General features: G+C 71.9%; 18 protein-coding genes. 14 read left to right on the top strand and 4 right to left on the bottom strand.

Going from position 1 to position 22,485, the window contains the following annotated elements; all coding sequences use genetic code 11:
* Positions 1 to 25: 25 nt before the first annotated feature.
* The 12 genes from nuoE (at position 26) to recQ (ending at position 15,966) form a co-directional block, all read left to right on the top strand.
* Positions 26 to 856: an NADH-quinone oxidoreductase subunit NuoE gene (gene nuoE / locus MID12_RS11390; RefSeq protein WP_411577055.1), complete on the top strand. Its 831-nt coding sequence runs from the start codon at positions 26 to 28 to the stop codon at positions 854 to 856.
* On the top strand, positions 856 to 2,229 hold the full coding sequence (gene nuoF / locus MID12_RS11385; protein WP_040249587.1) for an NADH-quinone oxidoreductase subunit NuoF: 1,374 nt from the start codon (positions 856 to 858) through the stop codon (positions 2,227 to 2,229). The genes nuoE and nuoF overlap by 1 nt, the downstream gene beginning before the upstream one ends.
* Positions 2,226 to 4,739 carry an NADH-quinone oxidoreductase subunit G gene (locus MID12_RS11380; protein WP_040249584.1) on the top strand — a complete coding sequence of 838 codons (2,514 nt, stop codon included), beginning with the start codon at positions 2,226 to 2,228 and terminating at the stop codon, positions 4,737 to 4,739. The genes nuoF and MID12_RS11380 overlap by 4 nt, the downstream gene beginning before the upstream one ends.
* Positions 4,736 to 6,097 carry an NADH-quinone oxidoreductase subunit NuoH gene (gene nuoH, locus MID12_RS11375; RefSeq protein WP_263166634.1) on the top strand — a complete coding sequence of 454 codons (1,362 nt, stop codon included), beginning with the start codon at positions 4,736 to 4,738 and terminating at the stop codon, positions 6,095 to 6,097. The genes MID12_RS11380 and nuoH overlap by 4 nt, the downstream gene beginning before the upstream one ends.
* Positions 6,090 to 6,758, top strand: a complete 669-nt coding sequence (gene nuoI / locus MID12_RS11370) for an NADH-quinone oxidoreductase subunit NuoI (RefSeq protein WP_237282706.1) — start codon at positions 6,090 to 6,092, stop codon at positions 6,756 to 6,758. Before nuoH ends, nuoI begins: the two co-directional genes overlap by 8 nt.
* Complete coding sequence (locus tag MID12_RS11365; RefSeq protein ID WP_040249578.1) at positions 6,755 to 7,570, top strand: NADH-quinone oxidoreductase subunit J; 816 nt, start codon at positions 6,755 to 6,757, stop codon at positions 7,568 to 7,570. Before nuoI ends, MID12_RS11365 begins: the two co-directional genes overlap by 4 nt.
* Positions 7,567 to 7,866 (top strand): NADH-quinone oxidoreductase subunit NuoK, encoded by a 300-nt coding sequence (gene nuoK, locus MID12_RS11360; protein WP_006133113.1) that lies wholly within the window; start codon positions 7,567 to 7,569, stop codon positions 7,864 to 7,866. The genes MID12_RS11365 and nuoK overlap by 4 nt, the downstream gene beginning before the upstream one ends.
* Positions 7,867 to 7,877: 11 nt before the next feature.
* Positions 7,878 to 9,797, top strand: coding sequence for an NADH-quinone oxidoreductase subunit L (nuoL, locus tag MID12_RS11355; RefSeq protein ID WP_040249570.1), 1,920 nt, complete (start codon positions 7,878 to 7,880; stop codon positions 9,795 to 9,797).
* Positions 9,798 to 9,802: 5 nt separating this feature from the next.
* Complete coding sequence (locus MID12_RS11350) at positions 9,803 to 11,377, top strand: NADH-quinone oxidoreductase subunit M (RefSeq protein ID WP_040249567.1); 1,575 nt, start codon at positions 9,803 to 9,805, stop codon at positions 11,375 to 11,377.
* A complete protein-coding gene (gene nuoN / locus MID12_RS11345; RefSeq protein ID WP_040249564.1) occupies positions 11,374 to 13,038 on the top strand; it encodes an NADH-quinone oxidoreductase subunit NuoN in 1,665 nt (554 codons plus the stop codon). The genes MID12_RS11350 and nuoN overlap by 4 nt, the downstream gene beginning before the upstream one ends.
* Positions 13,039 to 13,182: 144 nt before the next feature.
* On the top strand, positions 13,183 to 13,389 hold the full coding sequence (locus MID12_RS11340; protein ID WP_040249560.1) for an antitoxin: 207 nt from the start codon (positions 13,183 to 13,185) through the stop codon (positions 13,387 to 13,389).
* A 363-nt stretch (positions 13,390 to 13,752) separates the two neighbouring features.
* Complete coding sequence (recQ, locus tag MID12_RS11335) at positions 13,753 to 15,966, top strand: DNA helicase RecQ (RefSeq protein ID WP_263166625.1); 2,214 nt, start codon at positions 13,753 to 13,755, stop codon at positions 15,964 to 15,966.
* An 85-nt stretch (positions 15,967 to 16,051) separates the two neighbouring features.
* Here the strand turns inward: recQ and MID12_RS11330 are convergent, their stop codons facing one another.
* Positions 16,052 to 16,762: a DUF4232 domain-containing protein gene (locus tag MID12_RS11330; RefSeq protein WP_263166623.1), complete on the bottom strand. Its 711-nt coding sequence runs from the start codon at positions 16,760 to 16,762 to the stop codon at positions 16,052 to 16,054.
* 308 nt (positions 16,763 to 17,070) lie between these two features.
* Positions 17,071 to 17,838, bottom strand: a complete 768-nt coding sequence (gene map, locus MID12_RS11325; protein WP_263166621.1) for a type I methionyl aminopeptidase — start codon at positions 17,836 to 17,838, stop codon at positions 17,071 to 17,073.
* 104 nt (positions 17,839 to 17,942) lie between these two features.
* Between map and MID12_RS11320 the strand changes: the two genes are divergently transcribed.
* The gene (locus MID12_RS11320; RefSeq protein WP_040249553.1) at positions 17,943 to 18,221 is read left to right on the top strand and encodes a helix-turn-helix domain-containing protein; all 279 of its coding nucleotides are present in this window, start codon (positions 17,943 to 17,945) and stop codon (positions 18,219 to 18,221) included.
* A 73-nt stretch (positions 18,222 to 18,294) separates the two neighbouring features.
* Here the strand turns inward: MID12_RS11320 and MID12_RS11315 are convergent, their stop codons facing one another.
* Positions 18,295 to 18,966, bottom strand: coding sequence for an NADPH-dependent F420 reductase (locus tag MID12_RS11315; protein ID WP_263166618.1), 672 nt, complete (start codon positions 18,964 to 18,966; stop codon positions 18,295 to 18,297).
* A gap of 288 nt (positions 18,967 to 19,254) precedes the next feature.
* Between MID12_RS11315 and MID12_RS11310 the strand changes: the two genes are divergently transcribed.
* Positions 19,255 to 19,554, top strand: a complete 300-nt coding sequence (locus MID12_RS11310; RefSeq protein WP_263173069.1) for a winged helix-turn-helix transcriptional regulator — start codon at positions 19,255 to 19,257, stop codon at positions 19,552 to 19,554.
* Between the two features lie 94 nt (positions 19,555 to 19,648).
* Here the strand turns inward: MID12_RS11310 and MID12_RS11305 are convergent, their stop codons facing one another.
* The gene (locus MID12_RS11305; protein WP_263166617.1) at positions 19,649 to 22,453 is read right to left on the bottom strand and encodes a fumarate reductase/succinate dehydrogenase flavoprotein subunit; all 2,805 of its coding nucleotides are present in this window, start codon (positions 22,451 to 22,453) and stop codon (positions 19,649 to 19,651) included.
* Between the last annotated feature and the right edge of the window lie 32 nt (positions 22,454 to 22,485).

Here is a 22,485-nt window from a genome sequence, read left to right as displayed (position 1 = left end):
CGCGAGCCACGAGGTGAGCCTGGGCATGCCCCAGCTGCCCGCCCCCGCGTACCCGGCCGAGGTGCGCGCCCGCCTGGAGGCCGACGCGCGCGAGGTCATCGCCCGCTACCCGGACTCCCGCTCGGCGCTGCTGCCGCTGCTGCACCTGGTGCAGTCCGAGGAGGGCCATGTCACGCGCACCGGAATGCAGTTCTGCGCGGACGTCCTCCAACTGACCACCGCCGAGGTCACCGCGGTCGCCACCTTCTACACGATGTACCGGCGCAAGCCGGGCGGCGACTACCAGGTCGGTGTCTGCACCAACACGCTGTGCGCGGTGATGGGCGGCGACGCCATCTTCTCCGCGCTGCAGGAGCACCTCGGCGTCGGCAACGGCGAGACCACCGAGGACGGCAAGGTCACCCTCGAACACATCGAGTGCAACGCGGCCTGCGACTTCGCTCCGGTCCTGATGGTCAACTGGGAGTTCTTCGACAACCAGACCGTCGAGTCCGCCAAGCGCCTGGTCGACGAGCTGCGGGCCGGAGCCACCGTCGAGCCCACCCGCGGCGCCCCCCTGTGCACGTACAAGGAGACCGCCCGCATCCTCGCCGGATTCCCCGACACGCGCGAAGGCGCCGTCGAGGCCGGCGGCAGCGGCGGCCCCGCCTCCCTGATCGGACTGCGCCTGGCCAAGGGCGAGAGCCCCCAGCCCCGGGTGGTCCACCCGCGCGGCCAGGACGCCGGGACGATCCGCGGGACCGCCCCGCACGAGCCCTCGCCGGGCGAGCACCTCAGCTCGCACGACGCCCCGCAGGAGACCTCGGCCTCCGACCCGGCCCACCCCGCAGGCCCCGCTGCCGAGGAGGGGGAGTGATGACCTTGACCACCGACAACGGCGACACCGCGGCGCCCGGCGGCCCGGAGCTGAGCCCCGAGGAACTGCTCGCCCCGGTGCTGTCCGCCTTCTGGGACGAGGAGAAGTCCTGGTCCCTGGAGGTCTACCGCCGCCACGAGGGATACGAGGGGCTGCGCAAGGCGCTCGCCATGGCCCCGGACGACCTGATCGCCTATGTGAAGGACTCCGGTCTGCGCGGCCGCGGCGGCGCGGGCTTCCCCACCGGCATGAAGTGGCAGTTCATCCCGCAGGGCGACGGCAAGCCGCACTACCTCGTCGTCAACGCCGACGAGTCCGAGCCCGGCACCTGCAAGGACATCCCCCTCCTCTACGCCAACCCGCACTCCCTCATCGAGGGCATCGTGATCGCCTGCCACGCGATCCGCTCCTCGCACGCCTTCATCTACCTGCGCGGCGAGGTCGTCCCCGTACTGCGCAGGCTGCACGAGGCCGTGCGCGAGGCCTACGAGGCCGGCTACCTCGGCAAGAACGCGCTCGGCGAGGGACTCGACCTCGACCTCACCGTGCACGCGGGCGCCGGGGCTTACATCTGCGGCGAGGAGACCGCGCTCCTCGACTCCCTGGAGGGGCGCCGCGGCCAGCCGAGGCTCCGGCCGCCCTTCCCCGCCGTCGCCGGTCTCTACGCCTGCCCCACGGTGGTGAACAACGTCGAGTCCATCGCCTCGGTTCCCGCGATCCTCAACAAGGGCAAGGACTGGTTCAAGTCCATGGGCAGCGAGAAGTCCCCGGGCTTCACGCTGTACTCGCTCAGCGGCCATGTCGCGGGCCCCGGCCAGTACGAGGGCCCGCTCGGCATCACCCTGCGCCAGCTCCTCGACATGAGCGGCGGCATGCGGCCCGGGCACCGCCTGAAGTTCTGGACCCCGGGCGGCTCCTCCACCCCGCTGCTCACCGACGAGCACCTCGACGTCCCCCTCGACTACGAGGCCGTCGGCGCCGCCGGATCGATGCTCGGCACCAAGGCCCTGCAGTGCTTCGACGAGACCACCTGCGTGGTCCGCGCCGTCACCCGCTGGACCGAGTTCTACGCCCACGAGTCCTGCGGCAAGTGCACCCCCTGCCGCGAAGGCACCTACTGGCTCGTGCAGTTGATGCGCGACCTGGAGGCGGGCAAGGGCACCCACGCCGACCTCGACAAGCTCGCCGACATCGCCGACAACATCAACGGCAAGTCCTTCTGCGCCCTCGGCGACGGCGCCGCCGCGCCGATCTTCTCCTCGCTCAAGTACTTCCGCGCGGAGTACGAGCAGCACATCGACGAGAAGGGCTGCCCCTTCGACCCGGCCCGGTCCACCGCCTGGGCCGACACCCACACGGAGGTGAACGCATGACGGTCACCACAGGCGCTCCCTCCGGCGGGGCGTCGGGCAAAGAGGCCCCGGTCGCCGAGGACCTCGTGACCCTGACCATCGACGGCTCCGAGATCAGCGTGCCCAAGGGCACCCTGGTCATCCGGGCCGCCGAGATGCTCGGCATCGAGATCCCCCGCTTCTGCGACCACCCGCTGCTCGACCCGGCCGGTGCCTGCCGCCAATGCATCGTCGAGGTCGAGGGCCAGCGCAAGCCGATGGCCTCCTGCACCATCACCTGCACCGACGGCATGGTCGTCAGCTCCCAGCTGACCTCGCCGGTCGCGGAGAAGGCGCAGCGCGGGGTGATGGAGCTGCTGCTCATCAACCACCCCCTGGACTGCCCGGTCTGCGACAAGGGCGGCGAGTGCCCGCTGCAGAACCAGGCCATGTCGGTCGGCGACGCCGACTCCCGCTTCGAGGGCAAGAAGCGGACCTTCGAGAAGCCGGTGCCGATCTCCACCCAGGTGCTCCTGGACCGCGAGCGCTGCGTGCTGTGCGCGCGCTGCACCCGCTTCTCCAACCAGGTCGCCGGCGACCCGATGATCGAACTCCTCGAACGCGGCGCCCTCCAGCAGGTCGGCACCGGCGAGGGCGACCCCTTCGAGTCGTACTTCTCCGGCAACACCATCCAGATCTGCCCGGTCGGCGCGCTGACCTCGGCGGCGTACCGCTTCCGCTCCCGCCCCTTCGACCTGGTGTCCTCGCCGAGCGTGTGCGAGCACTGCGCCGGGGGCTGCGCCACCCGCACCGACCACCGCCGCGGCAAGGTCATGCGGCGCCTGGCCGCCGACGACCCCGAGGTCAACGAGGAGTGGATCTGCGACAAGGGCCGCTTCGGCTTCCGCTACGCGCAGCTCAAGGACCGCCTCACCACCCCGCTCGTCCGTGACGCCGCCACCGGTCAACTGCGGAGCGCCAGCTGGCCGGAGGCCCTGGACGCCGCCGCGAGCGGACTGGCCGCGGCCCGCGGCCGGGCGGCCGTGCTCACCGGCGGCCGGCTGACCGTCGAGGACTCCTACGCGTACAGCAAGTTCGCCCGGGTCGCCCTCGACACCAACGACGTCGACTTCCGGGCCCGGGTGCACAGCGCCGAGGAGGCCGACTTCCTGGCCGCCTTCGTCGCCGGGCGCGGCCGCGACCTGGACGGTACGGGCGTCACGTACACCCTGCTCGGCAAGGCGCCCGCGGTGCTGCTCGCCGGGATCGAGGCGGAGGAGGAGGCACCCGGTGTCTTCCTGAGGCTGCGCAAGGCCTGGCGCAAGCACGGCCAGCGCACCTTCGCCCTCGCCACCCACGCCACCCGGGGCCTGGAGAAGGCGGGCGGCACCCTGCTGCCCGCCGCCCCCGGCACCGAGACCGAGTGGCTGGACGCCCTCGCCACCGGCACCGGACTCGAAGGCGACGGCAGCCGGGCCGCCGAGGCGCTGCGCGAGGAGGGCGCCGTCCTCGTCGTCGGCGAACGCCTCGCCGCGGTCCCCGGCGCGCTCACCGCCGCCGCCCGCACCGCCGCCGCCACCGGCGCCCGCCTGGTGTGGATCCCGCGCCGGGCGGGTGAGCGCGGCGCCGTCGAGACCGGCGCGCTGCCCTCGCTGCTGCCCGGCGGACGCCCGGCCACCGACCCGCGCGCCCGGGACGAGGTCGCCGCCGTCTGGGGCCTGGCCCGCCTTCCGCACCGCCACGGCCGCGACACCGGGCAGATCGTCGAGGCCGCCGCGAGCGGCGAGCTCGGCGCGCTGCTCGTCGGCGGCGTCGAGATCGACGACCTGCCGGACCCGGCACGCGCCCGTACCGCGCTGAAGGAGGCCGCCTTCGTGGTCTCCCTGGAGCAGCGGCCGAGCGAGGTCACCGAACGGGCCGATGTGGTCCTGCCGGTCGCCGCCGTCGCCGAGAAGTCCGGCACCTTCCTCAACTGGGAAGGCCGGGCGCGGATGTTCGAGGCCTCGCTCAAGCCCGACCAGATGACCCGCACCCTGGCCCCCCAGGACCTGCGCGTGCTGCACATGCTCGCCGACGCCATGGACATCCACCTGGGCCTGCCCGATGTGCGCACCGCCCGCGCCGAACTCGACCGCCTCGGCGGCTGGGACGGACCGCTCGCCACCGGGCCCAGCGGGACCACGGCCGCGCTGCCCCGCCCCGGTCAGGGCGAGGCGGTGCTCGCCGGGCACCGGCTGCTGCTCGACCGCGGCCGGCTCCAGGAGGGCGACGAGGCGCTGGCCGGCACCCGGCACGCCGCCGTCGCCCGGCTCTCCGCGGCCACCGCCGCCGAGACCGGGGTCGCCGACGGCCAGGCCCTGAGGGTCACCGGACCCGAGGGCAGCGTCGAACTGCCGCTGCTCGTCACGGAGATGCCCGACCGGGTGGTCTGGCTGCCGCTGAACTCCACCGGCCACGGCGTGGCCGCCGACACCGGAGCGCGGCCCGGCCAGCTCGTGCGCCTCGCCCCCGCCACCGACGGGGCCACCGCGATCACGGAGGTGACGTCATGATGCCGCTCGCCCAGGAAGACCTGTCGCTGTTCGGCACCGACCCGTGGTGGCTGGTCGTCATCAAGGCGGTCTTCTGCTTCGCCTTCCTGATGGTGACCGTGCTCTTCTCCATCGTGTGGGAGCGCAAGGTCGTCGCCTGGATGCAGCGGCGCATCGGCCCCAACCGGCACGGCCCCTGGGGCCTGCTGCAGTCGCTGGCCGACGGCATCAAGCTGATGCTGAAGGAAGACGTCATCGTCAAGCGCGCGGACAAGGTCGTCTACGTCCTCGCGCCGATCGTCGCCGCGGTCCCCGCGTTCATGGCGATCGCGGTGATCCCCTTCGGGCCCTCCGGCAACGAGGTCTCGATCTTCGGCCAGCGCACCACCATGCAGCTCACCGACCTGCCGATCGCGATGCTCTACATCCTCGCGGTCGCCTCCGTCGGCATCTACGGCATCGTCCTCGCGGGCTGGTCCTCCGGCTCCACGTACCCGCTGCTCGGCGGGCTGCGCTCCTGCGCGCAGATGATCTCGTACGAGATCGCGATGGGCGCCGCCTTCGCCTCCGTCTTCCTCTACTCCGGGTCGATGTCGACCTCGGCGATCGTGGAAGGCCAGCAGGACCGCTGGTACATCCTGCTGCTGCCGGTCTCCTTCCTGCTCTACATCATCACGATGGTCGGCGAGACCAACCGGGCGCCCTTCGACATGCCGGAGTCCGAGGGCGACCTCGTCGGTGGCTTCAACACCGAGTACTCCTCCATCAAGTTCGCGATGTTCATGCTCGCCGAGTACGTGAACATGGTGACGGTCTCCGCGGTCGCCACCACCCTCTTCCTCGGCGGGTGGCGCGCACCCTGGCCGGTCAGCACCTTCTGGGAGGGCGCCAACCACGGCTGGTGGCCGATGCTCTGGTTCGTCCTCAAGGTCCAGCTGCTGCTGTTCGGCTTCATCTGGCTGCGCGGCACCCTGCCCCGGGTCCGCTACGACCAGCTGATGAAGCTCGGCTGGAAGGTGCTCATCCCGGTCTCGGTGGTCTGGCTGATGCTGGTCGCCACCGTGCGGGCGCTGCGCAACGAGGACTACGACTTCGCCGAGATCGCCCTCTACGTCGGCGGCGCCGTGATCGCCCTGCTGCTGATCTCCTTCGTCGTCGACATCCTGCGCGACAACCAGGAGAAGCGGGAGAAGGCCGAGTCCGTCGCCCACCCGCCCGAGCCGGAGGTCTTCGACCCGATGGCCGGCGGCTTCCCCGTACCGCCGCTGCCGGGGCAGAGCCTGCCGCCGGTGCCGCGCAGGCCCTCCCGCCAGCGCGACCTCGTTGTCAGTGGCGGCCCCAATACTGACAGTGACGGAAAGGAGGCGTCCGATGGCTGAGCAGTCCTCAGTGCCCGAGAAGCCCGGCAAGGGCGGCGAAGTGGCCCCGGCCGGGGCGGAGTCGGGCGGCCGGTCCGCCGAACCGGCCGGGTTCCAGAACCCGGTGGCCGGCTTCGGCGTGACCTTCAAGGCCATGTTCAAGAAGCGGCTCACCGAGCAGTACCCCGAGCAGCCCAAGACCACCGCACCGCGCTTCCACGGCCGGCACCAGCTCAACCGCCACCCGGACGGCCTGGAGAAGTGCGTCGGCTGCGAGCTGTGCGCCTGGGCCTGCCCCGCCGACGCCATCTATGTGGAGGGCGCCGACAACACCGACGAGGAGCGCTACTCGCCGGGCGAGCGGTACGGACGCGTCTACCAGATCAACTACGCCCGCTGCATCCTGTGCGGGCTGTGCATCGAGGCCTGTCCGACCCGCGCGCTCACCATGACCAACGAGTTCGAACTCGCCGACTCCAGCCGCGAGAACCTCATCTACACCAAGGAGCAGCTGCTCGCCGGGCTCGACGAGGGCATGGTCGACAGCCCGCACGCGATCTACCCGGGCACCGACGAGCAGGACTACTACCGGGGCCTGGTCACCGAGGCCGCCCCCGGCACCGAGATCCAGACGCCCCGCTCCAAGGACGAGAAGCCGGACTCCGAGGAGGTGGACGTATGAGCCAGCTCGCCGCCGCCACCACCTCCACCGGTGAGGCCGTCCAGTTCTGGATCCTCGGCACCGTCGCGGTGCTCGGCGCCCTGTGCACCATCCTGATGCGCCGGGCCGTGCACAGCGCGCTCTGCCTCGCCGGGACGATGATCATCCTCGCGGTCTTCTACCTGGCCAACGGCGCCTACTTCCTCGGCATCGTGCAGATCGTCGTCTACACCGGCGCGATCATGATGCTGTTCCTCTTCGTGGTCATGCTCATCGGCGTCAGCGCCGCGGACTCCCTGAAGGAGACCATCAAGGGCCAGCGCTGGCTGGCCGCGCTGTGCGGACTCGGCTTCGGCGTCCTGCTGATCGCCGGGATCGGCAACGCCTCGCTGACCGAGTTCAGCGGACTGAGCCGCGCCAACTCCGGCGGGAACGTCGAGGGCCTGGCCACCCTGATCTTCACCAAGTACGTCTTCGCCTTCGAGATCACCGGCGCCCTGCTCATCACCGCCGCGGTCGGCGCGATGGTGCTCACCCACCGGGAGCGCACCGAACGCGCCAAGACCCAGCGCGAGTTGTCCGAGCAGCGCATCCGGGACGGCGTCCACCTGCCGCCGCTGCCCGCCCCCGGCGTCTACGCCCGGCACAACGCGGTCGACATCGCGGGCCTGCTGCCGGACGGCTCCCCCTCGGAGCTGACCGTCAACAAGACGCTGCGCGCCCGCGGCCAGATCCGCGACGTCTCCAGCGAGGCGCTGAACGACCTCAAGGCCCTCGAACAGCGGTCCACCGAGCGCCTGGAGCGGCCGACCTCCGAGGAGGCATCGAAGTGAACCCGGTCAACTACCTGTATCTGGCGGCACTGCTGTTCACCATCGGTGCCACCGGCGTACTGATCAGGCGGAACGCGATCGTGGTGTTCATGTGCGTGGAGCTGATGCTCAACGCCTGCAACCTCGCCTTCGTCGCCTTCTCGCGCCTGCACGGAAACCTCGACGGCCAGATCATCGCCTTCTTCACGATGGTCGTCGCCGCCGCGGAGGTCGTCGTCGGACTCGCGATCATCGTGTCGCTGTTCCGCTCCCGCCACTCGGCCTCGGTCGACGACGCCAGCCTGATGAAGCTCTAAGGGGTCAGCTCGTGGAGAACCTGATCGCGCTGCTGATCGCGGCGCCACTGCTCGGAGCCGCCGTGCTCCTGTGCGGCGGGCGGGCCCTGGACCGCACCGGGCATCTGCTCGGCACCCTGCTGTCCTTCGCCTCCTTCGCCTTCGGGCTCGTCCTGTTCACGGACATGCTCGGCAAGGACGCGGAGGAACGCGCCCTGCACCAGCACCTGTTCAGCTGGATCCCCGTCGAGGGCTTCCAGGCCGACGTCGCCTTCCAGCTGGACCAGCTGTCGATGACGTTCGTGCTCCTGATCAGCGGGGTGGGCACGCTCATCCACATCTACTCGATCGGGTACATGGAGCACGACGAGCGGCGCCGCCGCTTCTTCGGCTACCTGAACCTGTTCCTCGCGGCGATGCTGCTGCTGGTCCTCGCCGACAACTACCTCCTGCTGTACGTCGGCTGGGAGGGCGTCGGCCTCGCCTCGTACCTGCTCATCGGCTTCTGGCAGCACAAGCCCAGCGCCGCCACCGCCGCGAAGAAGGCCTTCCTGGTCAACCGCGTCGGCGACATGGGCCTGTCCATCGCCATCATGCTGATGTTCACCACCTTCGGGACCTTCGCCTTCGGGCCGGTCCTGGAGGCCACCGGGGACACCGGCGAGGGCAAGCTCACCGCGATCGCGCTGATGCTGCTGCTCGCCGCCTGCGGCAAGTCCGCCCAGGTGCCGCTGCAGTCCTGGCTCGGCGACGCGATGGAGGGCCCGACCCCGGTCTCCGCCCTCATCCACGCCGCCACCATGGTCACCGCGGGCGTCTACCTGATCGTGCGCTCCGGGGCGATCTTCAACGCCGCCCCCGACGCCCAGCTCGTCGTCACCATCGTCGGCGCGGTCACGCTGCTCTTCGGTGCGATCGTCGGTTGCGCCAAGGACGACATCAAGAAGGCGCTCGCCGGATCGACGATGTCGCAGATCGGCTACATGGTCCTCGCCGCGGGCCTCGGCCCCATCGGCTACGTCTTCGCGATCATGCACCTGGTGACCCACGGCTTCTTCAAGGCCGGGCTCTTCCTCGGCGCCGGATCCGTGATGCACGGCATGAACGACGAGGTCGACATGCGCCGCTACGGCGGACTGCGCAAGTACATGCCGGTCACCTTCGTCACCTTCGGACTCGGCTACCTCGCCATCATCGGCTTCCCCGGCCTGTCCGGCTTCTTCTCCAAGGACAAGATCATCGAGGCGGCCTTCGCCAAGGGCGGCACCGAGGGCTGGATCCTCGGCTCGGTGGCCCTGCTCGGCGCCGCGATCACCGCCTTCTACATGACCCGCGTGATGCTGATGACCTTCTTCGGCGAGGAGCGCTGGCGGGGGCAGGCGGCGATCGCCTCGGGCGCCGGCGAGGACTACCAGGAGCCCCACCCGCACGAGTCGCCCAAGTCGATGACGATCCCGATGATCATCCTCGCCTTCGGCTCGGTCTTCGCGGGCGGCTTCTTCAGCATCGGCGACCGCTTCCTGCACTGGCTGGAGCCGGTCACCGCACACGAGCACGGCCATCCGCCGATCAGCGCGGGCGCCGTCACCGGCGCCACCGTCGCGGTGCTCGTCCTCGGGGTGGCCGCCGCCTGGCTGATGTACGGCAGGCGCCCGGTGCCCGCCGTCGCCCCGCGCGGCTCGCTGCTCACCCGGGCGGCCCGCCGCGACCTGCTCCAGGACGACTTCAACCACGTCGTCCTGGTCCGCGGCGGCGAACACCTCACCCGCTCCCTGGTCTACCTCGACCACTCCCTGGTCGACGGCGCCGTCAACGGCACCGCGGCCTCCGTCGGCGGACTCTCCGGCCGGCTGCGCAGGCTGCAGAACGGCTACGTCCGCAGCTACGCCGTCTCGATGTTCGGCGGTGCCGCACTGATCGTCGCCGCGACCCTGCTGATGAGGGCGGTCTGATTCCCATGTCCTTTCCTCTGCTGACCGCGACCGCGGCCCTGCCCGCCCTCGGCGCCCTCGCCACGGCCGCCGTCCCTGCGGGCAAACGCAACGCCGCCAAGTCCCTGGCACTGCTCGTCTCGCTCGCCACCCTCGGCCTCGCCGTCGCCGTCCTGGTCCGCTTCGACCCGGACGGCGGGCGGTACCAGCTCACCGAATCCCACTCCTGGATCAAGGACTTCGGGGTCCGCTACGAGCTGGGCGTCGACGGCATCGGGGTGGCCCTGCTCGCCCTGACCGCGCTGCTCATCCCGTTCATCATCCTGGCGGGCTGGCACGACGCCGACACCCTGGAGACCAGCTCCTCGCGCTGGCGTCCGACCCAGGGCTTCTTCGCCCTGATCCTCGCCGTCGAGGCGATGGTGATCCTCTCCTTCGAGGCCACCGACGTCTTCCTCTTCTACATCTTCTTCGAAGCCATGCTCATCCCGATGTACTTCCTCATCGGCGGCTTCGGAGACCGCGCCCACCCGCACCAGGACGAGAAGACCGCCGCCGCCCAACGCTCGTACGCGGCGGTCAAGTTCCTCCTCTACAACCTGGTCGGCGGCCTGATCATGCTGGCCGCGGTGATCGGCCTCTACACGGTCGCGGGCAGCTTCTCGCTCGCCGAGATCGCCGAGGCCCGGGCCAACGGCTCCCTCGACATGGCGACCTCCACCGAGCGCTGGCTCTTCCTCGGCTTCTTCTTCGCCTTCGCGGTGAAGGCCCCGCTGTGGCCGCTGCACACCTGGCTGCCCAACGCCATGGGCGAGTCGACCGCGCCGGTCGCCGTGCTGATCACCGCGGTCGTCGACAAGGTCGGCACCTTCGCGATGCTCCGCTTCTGCCTCCAGCTCTTCCCGGAGGCCTCCAAGTGGGCCACCCCCGCGATCCTGGTGCTCGCCGTGATCAGCATCGTCTACGGCGCCCTGCTCGCGGTCGGCCAGCGCGACATCAAACGCCTGGTCGCGTACGCCTCGATCTCCCACTTCGGGTTCATCATCCTCGGCATCTTCGCGATGACCTCCCAGGGCCAGAGCGGCGCCACCCTCTACATGGTCAACCACGGCATCTCCACCGCCGCCCTGATGCTGGTCGCCGGATTCCTCATCTCCCGGCGCGGCTCCCGGCTCATCGCGGACTACGGCGGGGTGCAGAAGACGGCGCCGCTGCTCGCCGGCACCTTCCTCATCGGCTCCCTCGCCACCCTCTCGCTGCCCGGACTCGCCCCGTTCGTCAGCGAGTTCCTGGTCCTGGTCGGCACCTTCTCGCGGTATCCGGCCCTCGGCATCATCGCCACCTTCGGCATCGTGCTCGCCGCCCTGTACTCCCTCGTCCTCTACCAGCGGACGATGACCGGCCCGGTCAAACCGGAACTCGCCAAGATCCCCGATCTGCGGGTACGTGAACTGGCCGTGGTCGTCCCGCTGATCGCACTGCTCGTCTTCCTCGGCGTCTACCCGAAGCCGCTGACCGAGCTCGTCGACCCGGCGGTGAAACACACCATGTCCGACGTCCAGAAGAAGGATCCCCGGCCCGACGTGGAGGCGTCCAAGTGAGCGCATCGGCCGTCCACAGCCTGTGGACAATGGCGGCCACCGCGCCCGCCAGCAACGAGATCGGCAAGATCGACGCACCCAAGATCGAGTACGCCCAGCTGTCGCCCACGCTGATCGTCATCGGCGCGGCCCTCATCGGCATCCTCATCGAGGCCTTCGTACCGCGCCGGTCCCGCTACTACGCGCAGGTCGGCACCGCCGTCCTCGCCCTGGTCGCCGCCTTCATCGCGGTGCTCGCCCTCGCCGCCGACGGCTACGGCACCACCAAGGCGCACATCGCCGCCATGGGCGCCGTCGCCGTCGACGGACCCGCCCTCTTCCTCCAGGGCACCATCCTGCTCGCCGGGCTCGTCGCGATCTTCACCTTCGCCGAGCGCAGGCTCGACCCGGCCGCCCACGGCAACCAGGTCGACTCCTTCGCCGCGCAGGCCGCCTCGGTCCCCGGCAGCGACTCCGAGAAGGCCGCCCTGAAGGCCGGGTTCACCACCACCGAGGTGTTCCCGCTGGCCCTCTTCGCCATCGGCGGCATGCTCGTCTTCCCCGCGGCGAACGACCTGCTGACCCTCTTCATCGCGCTGGAAGTCTTCTCCCTGCCGCTGTACCTGCTGTGCGCGCTCGCCCGCCGCAACCGGCTCATGTCGCAGGAAGCCGCCGTCAAGTACTTCCTCCTCGGCGCCTTCGCCTCCGCCTTCACCCTCTTCGGCATCGCCCTGCTCTACGGCTACTCCGGCTCCGTCTCCTACGCCCGGATCGCCAGCGTCGTCGACGGGAGCGTGCAGGACATCGACCCGGCGCTCGCCGACACCATGGGCAACGACGCGCTGCTCCTGATCGGCGCCGCACTCGTCGTCATGGGCCTGCTCTTCAAGGTCGGCGCGGTCCCCTTCCACATGTGGACCCCGGACGTCTACCAGGGCGCGCCCACCCCCGTCACCGGCTTCATGGCCGCCGCCACCAAGGTCGCCGCCTTCGGCGCCCTGCTCCGCCTGCTGTACGTGGTGCTGCCGGGCCTGCGCTGGGACTGGCGGCCGGTCATGTGGGGCGTCGCCATCGTCACCATGCTGGGCGGCGCGATCGTCGCCATCACCCAGACCGACATCAAGCGGCTGCTCGCGTACTCCTCCATCGCGCACGCGGGCTTCATCCTCGCCGGTGTCATCGCCATGAACCCGGAGGGCATCTCCTCCGTCCTCTTCTACCTCGCCGCGTACTCCTTCGTGACCATCGGCGCCTTCGCCGTGGTCACCCTGGTCCGCGACGCGGGCGGCGAGGCGACCCACCTGTCGAAGTGGGCGGGGCTCGGCCGCCGCTCGCCGCTCGTCGCGGCGGTCTTCGCCATCTTCCTGCTCGCCTTCGCGGGCATCCCGCTGACCTCCGGTTTCGCCGGAAAGTTCGCGGTGTTCAAGGCCGCGGCGGAGGGCGGCGCCGGTCCGCTCGTGGTCGTCGGTGTGCTCTCCTCGGCGGTCGCGGCCTTCTTCTACATCCGCGTCATCGTGCTGATGTTCTTCAGCGAGCCCCAGCCCGGCGGCCCCACGGTCGCGGTGCCCTCCGCGCTGACGACCACGGCCATCGCGGTCGGCGTCGCGGTCACCCTGGTGCTCGGCGTCGCCCCGCAGTACTTCCTGGACCTGGCGGGGCAGGCGGGGGTGTTCGCCCGGTAGCCCGCCCGGCGCACAAGCCGGACCAGAAGGCCCCTTCCGCCACGGCGGAAGGGGCCTTCGTCCTGCGGCCTTGCCCGCACTGGAGATGCGGACTCCCCGCACTGTCGTGATGCTGGAGTGAGGCCCAGAAGCTAGGAGGACCACATGTCCATGATGGACAAGCTGAAGCAGATGCTCAAAGGCCACCCCGAGCAAACCGGCAAGGGCATCGACAAGGCAGGGGACTTCGTCGACGGCAAGACCGGCGGCAAGTACAAGGGCCAGGTCGACTCCCTACAGGACAAGATGAGGGACCAGTACGGAGGCAGCGGCGGCGGTGGCGGAAAGGGCGAGGACCGCCCCTCGCACTGACCGCGGGCCACTGACCGCGGGCCACCCGCACCCGCGACCGGCGTGCGGCGTTGCTGCCCGTGCCCGTGCCCGTGCCCGTGCCCGTGCCCGTGCGGGTGCCCATGCCGGTGCCCGCGGCGGGCAGCGGCGCTGACCCGCCGCACCACGTCCTACGGAGGGGCGCGCAGGCCCCGAGCGCGCCCGCGGACGCGCCGATACGCGTGCCCGCGCCCCTCCGCGAGCCCCCTGCCTGTGGATAACTCCTGCCCTGTCCCCGCCGCCCCCTATCGTTGCCTGCGTGGGCCGGAAAGCCGCCCACGGCAGCAGCGCGGACGCCGCAGGGGCGGTCGCGCGGCGTGAAGCAGACGGGTGGGATCGGGCAGCATGACGGACACGGCACGGCACGGGACGGGCCCCGAGCAGGAGGCGCCCCCGGCGGAGGGCACCGAAGCGGAATCCGGGGCGGCGTCCCCGACGGCCCCGGAGGACGCCCCTGACGGCACCCCCGCCGAGGGCGCCCCGGAGAGCGGCCCCGGGGGAAGCGCGGCGGACAGCCCCGCCCTTGGCACCCTGCGCCGCGTCTTCGGATACGAGGCCTTCCGCGGGGAGCAGGAGGCCGTCATCGAGCATGTGGTCGGCGGCGGCGACGCGGTCGTGCTCATGCCCACCGGCGGCGGCAAATCCCTCTGCTACCAGATCCCGGCGCTGGTGCGCCCCGGCACCGGGGTGGTCGTCTCCCCGCTGATCGCGCTCATGCAGGACCAGGTCGACGCCCTGCGCGCGCTCGGTGTCCGCGCCGGGTTCATGAACTCCACCCAGGACTTCGAGGAACGCCGCCTGGTCGAGGCCGAGTTCCTCGCCGGGGAACTCGACCTCCTCTACCTCGCCCCCGAGCGCCTCCGCCTCGACACCACCCTCGATCTGCTCGGCCGCGGGGACATCTCCGTCTTCGCCATCGACGAGGCGCACTGCGTCGCCCAGTGGGGCCACGACTTCCGGCCCGACTACCTGGCCCTCGCGGTCCTCGGCGAGCGCTGGCCCGAGGTCCCGCGCATCGCGCTCACGGCCACCGCCACCAGGGCCACCCACCAGGAGATCACCCAGCGGCTCGACATGCCCCGGGCCCGGCACTTCGAGGCCAGCTTCGACCGGCCCAACATCCAGTACCGCATCGTCCCCAAGGCCGACCCGAAGAAGCAGCTGCTGTCCTTCCTGCGCACCGAGCACCCGGGCGACGCGGGAATCGTCTACTGCCTCTCGCGCAACTCGGTGGACAAGACCGCCGAGTTCCTGAACCGCAACGGCGTCCACGCCGTCCCGTACCACGCGGGTCTGGACGCCCCGGTGCGCGCCGAGCACCAGGCCCGGTTCCTCCGCGAGGAGGGGCTCGTCGTGGTCGCCACCATCGCCTTCGGGATGGGCATCGACAAACCCGACGTACGCTTCGTCGCCCACCTCGACCTGCCCAAGTCCGTCGAGGGCTACTACCAGGAGACCGGCCGCGCGGGCCGCGACGGACTGCCCTCCACCGCGTGGATGGCCTACGGCCTCCAGGACGTCGTCCAGCAGCGCAAGCTCATCCAGATGGGAGAGGGCGACGAGGCCTTCCGGCGCCGCGCGGGCGCCCACCTCGACGCCATGCTCGCCCTCTGCGAGACCGCCCAGTGCCGGCGCGGCCAGCTCCTGATGTACTTCGGCCAGGAACCGGGCAGCGCGGGCTGCGGCAACTGCGACACCTGCCTCACCCCGCCGGAGACCTGGGACGGCACCGTCGCCGCGCAGAAGGCCCTCTCGACGGTGGTCCGGCTGAAGCGGGAGCGCAATCAGAAGTTCGGCGCCGGTCAGATCATCGACATCCTGCTCGGCCGCAGGACCGCGAAGGTGATCCAGTTCGACCACGACCAGCTCTCCGTCTTCGGCATCGGTGAGGAACTGGCCGAGGCCGAATGGCGGGGCGTGGTACGCCAGTTGCTGGCCCAGGGCCTCCTCGCGGTCGAGGGCGAGTACGGCACCCTGGTCCTGACCGAGGGCAGCGGCACGGTCCTGCGCAGGGAGCGCGAGGTCCCCCTGCGCAAGGAGGCGAAGATCCCCACCGCCCGCGCGGGCAGCGGCGCCTCGGGCAGCTCGCGCGGCGAACGCAGGCAGAAGGCGGCGGCCGCCGCGGCGGAGCTGCCCGCCGAACTCCAGCCGGTCTTCGAGGCACTGCGGACCTGGCGCGGCCAGCAGGCCAAGGAGCAGGGCGTCCCCGCCTACGTGATCTTCCACGACGCCACCCTGCGTGAGATCGCCACCCTCCAGCCCACCTCGGTACGCGAACTCGGCGGCATCAGCGGCATCGGCGAGAAGAAGCTGGCCACCTGGGGCGAGGGCGTGCTGGAGGTGCTGGGGTCGCTCGGCGCCACCGGGGGCGGCGAAGGCACTGGTAGCGCCGGTGCCGGTGCTGGCACCGGTGGGGGGACGGCAGGTGCCGGAGCCCCCGGGGCCGGGCGGGGCGCGGCGGGAGGCGCCCGGGGCGCGAAGGGGTCGGAGGAGGCCCTGTTCTCGGAGGAGGAGCCGCCCGAGGAGGAGTGGGGGTGGGAGCCGCCGGACGAGGGGTGAGGCCGTGCCCCGCCTGCCCCGGGACGAGGCCGCCCTGCTGTCCCGGGGCGGGCCGCCCCACGGTGCCGGGCCCGGGGCCCTGTCGTCAGTGGCCGCCGTCGAAGGGAACGGCGTCCGCCGGTGAGGTGTGCCAGTTGGTGACGATCGGGTCGTCGACGGTGAGGGTGCCGGTCTTCAGGGCTACCGGGTCGGTCCTGTCGTCCTTGCTCACCGCGACGATGATCTCCTCCAGTTCCTTGCCGCCGTCCCTGTTGGTGGTCTTGGGGTTCACCCCGGCGTAGGCGACCGTGCCGCCGCTCAGCTTCACGGGCTCGCCCACGGACTGCTCGGCCGGCCCCGCCTCCGTACCGTCCGACCCGAAGGCCACCACCGGCAGCTGAGCCGGGAGCGTGCAGGTGATCCCGGACCTGGCCTGCACCGAGAGGAGGATGTAGCCCCCGGCCTGGGTCTTGGACGTGGCCTTCCAGGTCAGGTCATTGGCACCGCAGACCTGCCCGTAGCCGTCCTTGTCACCGCCCCCGCTGCCGCTGCCACCGGCGTCGGAGGAGCCGTCGCCGCCGGAGGCGCCACCGCTCGAACCCCCGCTCTCCGACCCCGCGGAGGAGCCCTGCGAACCGGAGCCCGCGCCGGAGCCGTCCGCCCCGCTGTCGCCGCCCTGCCCCTTGTCCGCGGACTGCTCGGCACCGGGCGAGGACGAAGACGAGGAGTCCTCGTCCCCGTCGCAGGCGGTCAGCGAGAAGACGGCGGCCACGGCCGTGACGGCCAGTGCGGTCGTGCGGATGAGGTTCTTGCGCATGGGTGGTCTCCCCCGTAGTGGTCGGACTGCCGGCCCCGAAGCGGTGCGAGGCACCCGCCCGGTCGGCCTCGTGGCCCGTCGGCGGGATCAAGACTCCCGGCGGCTCATCCACCCCGCAATGATCTCCGTCCAAGCAGGGACACTGGAACGCGGAGACCCCATCTGACCTGCGCCGATTCGGCATCGCTGGAATGTCTGCCTGGGACGGGCGCTGAAGGGTCCGCATACGAGGACGCGAAGCGGGGGGGTGGGGGCGGCAGGGAACGCCCCCGACCAGAAGCCCTACGAGGCCGTCACGCCCGGATCCCTCACAGCGCCGTGAGGATGCGCGGGCCGTTGTCGGTGACCGCGATGGTGTGCTCGATGTGGGCCGCGCGGCTGCCGTCGGTGGTGTGCAGGGTCCAGCCGTCCGGGGCGGTGCGGTAGGCGTTGGTGCCGCCGGACATGAGCATGGGCTCGATGGCGAGGGTCAGGCCGTGCCGGAGCGGGAAGCCGCGGCCGGGGCGGCCCTGGTTGGGCACATGCGGGTCCTCGTGCATCCGGCGGCCGATGCCGTGGCCGCCGAAGTCCAGCGGCATACCGCAGCCCGCCGCCTCGGCGACGCGGTGGACGGCATGCCCGATGTCCCCGATGCGGTTGCCCACGGTGGCGGCGGCGATCCCCGCCGCCAGGGCCTGCCGGGTGGACTCGATGAGGGCGAGGTCCTCGGGCCGGGGCGTGCCGACGACGAAGCTGACGGCGGCGTCGCCGGTCCAGCCGTCGAGGGTGGCCCCGCAGTCGATGCTGAGCAGGTCGCCGTCCCGGAGGCGGTATGTGCTCGGGATGCCGTGCACCAGGGCGTCGTTGACCGAGGTGCAGAGGACACCGGGGAAGGGGGTCGGCGCGAAGGAGGGCCGGTAGCCGAGGAAGGGCGAGGTGGCTCCGGCCGCCTCGATGGCCTCGCGGGCGGCCCCGTCCAGCTCGCGCAGGCTCACCCCCACGCCCGCCGCCTTCCGCGCGGCCTCCAGTGCCTGCGCCACCACGCGCCCCGCCTCGCGCATCGCGTCCATCGAGGCATCGGTCTTGATCTCCACCATCTTCGGAACCCGCCCGTCGATCCAATTCTTGTACCGGTATAGATATCACGGTACAGGTATCACGGTATAGCTATAACGGTCGGGGCGGTATTAGTATCCGGACCATGGTGCGAACCCCTTTGACCCCCTGGGAGCGGCAGCGCGGCGAGCGCTTCGGTGATCTGCTGCGCCGGGCGCGCGGCGACCGGAGCATGGTCGAGGTCGCGGCGGCGGCCGGGGTCTCCGCGGAGACCCTGCGCAAGATCGAGACGGGCCGCGCGCCCACCCCCGCCTTCTTCACCGTGGCCGCGCTGGCCGCCGCCCTGGAGGTCTCGCTCGACGCGCTCGCCACCGCCTGCGCCGAAGAGAGCGCCCCCGCCGAGGACGAGCCCTTGACGGCCTGAGCCGCCAAAGCCCTTGCGCCGCCGGTCAGTTCGCCCACGCATCTCCGGCCGCTCACCGGCGCCGCCCGGCCGCTCAGCCCCCGCCGAACTCCACCGGCGGCAGGATCGCCTGCGCGTCCGCCCCCGCGCCCACCCACAGCCCGATCACGAAGGCGGCGGTCGCTTCGAGGAGCCGCGCGCGGACGAGCCCGCCGCCGTCGACGGGCGTGCAGCCGAGGTCCCGTACGAGGGCGGCGACCCGCGCGACCGCTTCCGGCTCGTCGCCGCACAGGGGGACGGAGAGCGCGCGGCCCGCGAAGACCGGCGGGGTCAGCCGCCAGACATCGGCATGGCAGAGGTTGAAGGCCTTGACCACCTGCGCCCCGGGCGCCTCGGCGGCCAGCCGCTCGGCCATCGAGGGGCTTCCGGTGGTGCCGAGGGTGAAGCCGGGGCCGAGGTCGTTGGTGCAGTCGATGAGGGTACGGCCGCGCAGGGTCCCCGCCCCCGCGCCGACGGCGGCCAGTACGCCGGGCGCGCTCGCGGCCGGTACGGCGAGCAGGACGGCGTCCCCGAAGGGACCGGCCTCCGTCAACGGGCCGTGGGCGACGGGCGGGCGGGAACCGGCGGTGGGCTCGCCCAGCCTCCGGGCGAGTGCCGAGGCCTTGCCCGGATCGCGGCCCAGTACGGTCAACTCGTGGCCCGCGCGGGCCCATGGGGTGCCCAGGGCCTCGGCCATGGTGCCGGTTCCGAGCAGGGTCAGATGCATGGGACGCTCCGAAAGCAGTGCGGATGACGGGTGGTTGCCACCGGGCCCGGTGCGCGGCGACCGTGGCGACGACCCTAGGAATCCCGAAGGGAACCGATCGGTACCCGCACCCCGCGCGACACTGGGACCATGGCCCGCACCCCCGACACCCGCACCCCTGAAGCCGCCTCCGCCACCGCCACCGCTCCTGCCACCGCAACCGTCACCGCCTCCGGCTCCGGCTCCGACCCCACTCCCGCCCCCGACGCCTTCCTCGCCGACTGCCGTGCGCGTCAGGCCTTCGACCTTCTGCTCAACACCTGGAACCCGGTCGTCCTCTGGGCGCTGCGGCACGGTCCCCTGCGGCACGGCGCGCTGCGCACCCGGATCGGCGGCATCAGCGCGAAGGTGCTGACCGAGACCCTGCGCAGACTGGAACACCACGGTCTGGTCTCCCGCACCACCCACCCCGCGGCACCGCCCCGCGTCGAGTACGGACTCACCGACCTCGGCCGCACCCTCCTGGACCCCATCGACTCCTTCGGCCGCTGGGCCTTCACCCACGGGGACGCACTCCTGCGGGCTCAGGACGAGGCGAACTCCGCCTGAGGACAGTCCACTTGCCTGCCCGCACCCCTCAACTCCCGCTCAGCGGCGCCCTGAAGAGGTAACCAGCGGGCACCCCGGCCCCCCGCCCCTCCCCTCAAACCCACCGCCCCGCATACGCCCGTACGTCCGCGTCCGGGTCGCGCAGCACCGTCGACAGGGCCCGGCGGGCGGCCTCCTGGGACGGGGCGTGGCGGCCGAGGGCGAGTACGGCGGCCTTGCGCACGTCGGCGTTCGGGTCGGTGAGGGCGGTGGTCAGCGCGGGGAGGGCGGCCGGGGAGGCGGCGGCGCCGAGGGCCCCGGCGGCGCCCGCCCGCACCTGCCAGGCGGGGTCCGCGAGCGCGCCGGCGGCCCGGGCGGCGAGCGGTTCGGGGCAGCCGGTCGCGCCCAGGGAGGCGAAGGCGGCGGCGCGGACCAGGTGGTCGGGGTCGCCGAGCAGGGCGGTCAGCACCTCGCGTACGGCCGCCGCCGCGGTGGCCGCGCCCGCCGGGGTCCCGGATCCGGCCCGCACGGTGTCCACGGCGGCCAGGCCCTTGGCCACCGTCACCCGTACCTCGCGGGCGGGGTCGCCCGCCGCGACGGCGAGGGAGTCCACGGCGTCCACGGAGACCAGGGCCCGTACCGCCTCGATGCGCACCGCGGTCTCCGCGTCGTCGAGCGACCCGGCGAAGAGCTCGGCCCCGCCGAGGCGCAGAGCCCGCAGGACGTCGAGGGCGGCGGCCCGTACCGCGGTGTCGGGGGAGGCGAGGGCGGTCAACAGGCCGGTGCGCAGGGCGGGTTCGGGGGGCAGGGTCTCGACGACCTCGCGCAGGGAGGAGGCCGCGGCACCGCGCACCCCGGCGTCCGGGTCGGTGAGGGCGGCGGCAAGGGCGGGTCCGGTGCCCTCCGGTGCCGTCTCGGTCAGGGTCTGCACCGCCGCTTTGCGGACGGCCGGGTCGGGGTCGGCCAAGTACGGTGCCAGCGCGTCGAGTCGGGGCTGCTCCTCGGCGAGGGCCACCACCCGCAGCAGTCGCTCCCGCGCCGCCGGGGCACCGGCCTCCTGCCCGGCCGGGGCCGCGGTCACTTCCCCAACGGGCCCGCGCACAGCGGCACTTGAGGAGAGCGGCGGATCATCCCCGGAGGGCGCGGGAGACGGCGTCTCCTCTCCCGCGATCGCCACCCGCTGCCCCGCCACCGCGCCCAGGTGGCGGGAGGGACCGCCGACCGGAGTGAACTCCTCGACCGGCACCACATAGGGAGCCACCGGCCTGGCCGTGAACTCCATCGTGCCCTCAGGGGACTTGCGCAGGTCGAGGTGGTGGAGCCAGTCCTCGTCGTCGCGGGCGGGGTGGTCGAGGCGCTCGTGGTAGAGGCCCCAGCGGGACTCGGTGCGGGCCAGCGAGGCGCGGGCGGCCATCTCGGCGCAGTCGCGGATGAAGCTCACCTCGGCGCAGCGCATCAGCTCGTGCGGGGTCGTCGCGCCCATCCGCGCCAGGTCGGTGCGCATCCGCTGGAAGTGCTCCAGGGCCAGCGAGAGGCGGGCGCCGGTCTTCGGCGGGGCGACGTAGTCGTTGACGAACCGGCGCAGCTTGTACTCGACCTGCGGCTGCGGCGGCCCGTCGGGGTTGCGCAGCGGCCGGTAGACCAGCTCGTGCGCGGCGGCCAGTTGATCCGCGGGCAACTCCCCTTCGTAGGGCGGATACTTGGCGGCGTCGAGGCCCGCGAGGTCGCCGTAGACGAAGGCGCCGATCATGTAGTTGTGCGGTACGCAGGCGAGGTCCCCGGCCGCGTAGAGGCGGGGCACCGTGGTCCGGGCGTGCTCGTCGACCCGGACCCCGGAGGCCGAGTGGCCGCCGCACAGGCCGATCTCGGAGATGTGCATCTCGATGTCATGGGTGCGGTAGTCGTGGCCGCGGCCGCTGTGGAAGGTGCCGCGGGTGGGGCGCTCGGTGGTGTGCAGGATCCCTTCGAGGGCGCTCACCGACTCCTCGGGCAGATGGCTCAGCTTCAGATACACCGGCCCCCGGTCGGAGGCGACCTCGGCGGCGAACTCCGCCATCATCTGCCCCGACCAGTAGTCCGAGTCCACGAAGCGCTCGCCGTGCCGGTTGACCTGGTAGCCGCCGAAGGGGTTGGCGACATAGGCGCAGGCGGGGCCGTTGTAGTCCTTGATCAGCGGATTGATCTGGAAGCACTCGATGCCGGTCAGCTCGGCGCCCGCGTGGTAGGCCATCGCATAGCCGTCGCCCGCGTTGGTGGGGTTCTCGTAGGTGCCGTACAGATAGCCGCTCGCGGGCAGCCCGAGCCGTCCGCAGGCCCCGGTGGCGAGGACGACGGCGCCCGCGCGGATCGTGACGAAGGCGCCGGTGCGGGTGTGGAAGGCGGCGGCGCCCACGGCCCGGCCGTCCGCGGTGAGCACCCGCACCGGCATGACGCGGTTCTCGATACGGATCCGCTCGCGCATCTCGCGCCGCCGCAACTGCCGGTAGAGGACCTTCTTGACGTCCTTGCCCTCCGGCATCGGCAGCACATACGAGCCGGAGCGGTGCACCTGGCGCACCGCGTACTCGCCGTGCTCGTCCTTCTCGAACTTCACCCCGTACGACTCCAGGCGCCGCACCATGCCGTAGCCGCGCTCGGCGGTCTGGCGCACCGTGCGCTGGTCGACGATGCCGTCGTTGGCGCGGGTGATCTCGGCGACGTAGTCCTCGGGTTCGGCGCGGCCGGGGATGACGGCGTTGTTGACCCCGTCCATGCCCATCGCGAGCGCACCCGAGTGCCGTACGTGCGCCTTCTCCAACAGCAGGACGTCCGCGCCCTGTTCGGCCGCGGTGAGCGCGGCCATGGTGCCTGCCGTGCCCCCGCCGATGACGAGGACGCCGCAGGAGAGCTCCTCGGCGGAACCGAGCGGGGGGATCTCCATGGGGGTGCCTTTCGGTGCAACAGGGTTGGGGG

The sequence above is a fragment of the Streptomyces sp. SCSIO ZS0520 genome (assembly GCF_025643355.1).
Lineage (GTDB): Bacteria > Actinomycetota > Actinomycetes > Streptomycetales > Streptomycetaceae > Streptomyces > Streptomyces physcomitrii.
This window is presented reverse-complemented; position numbering and strand designations above follow the sequence as displayed.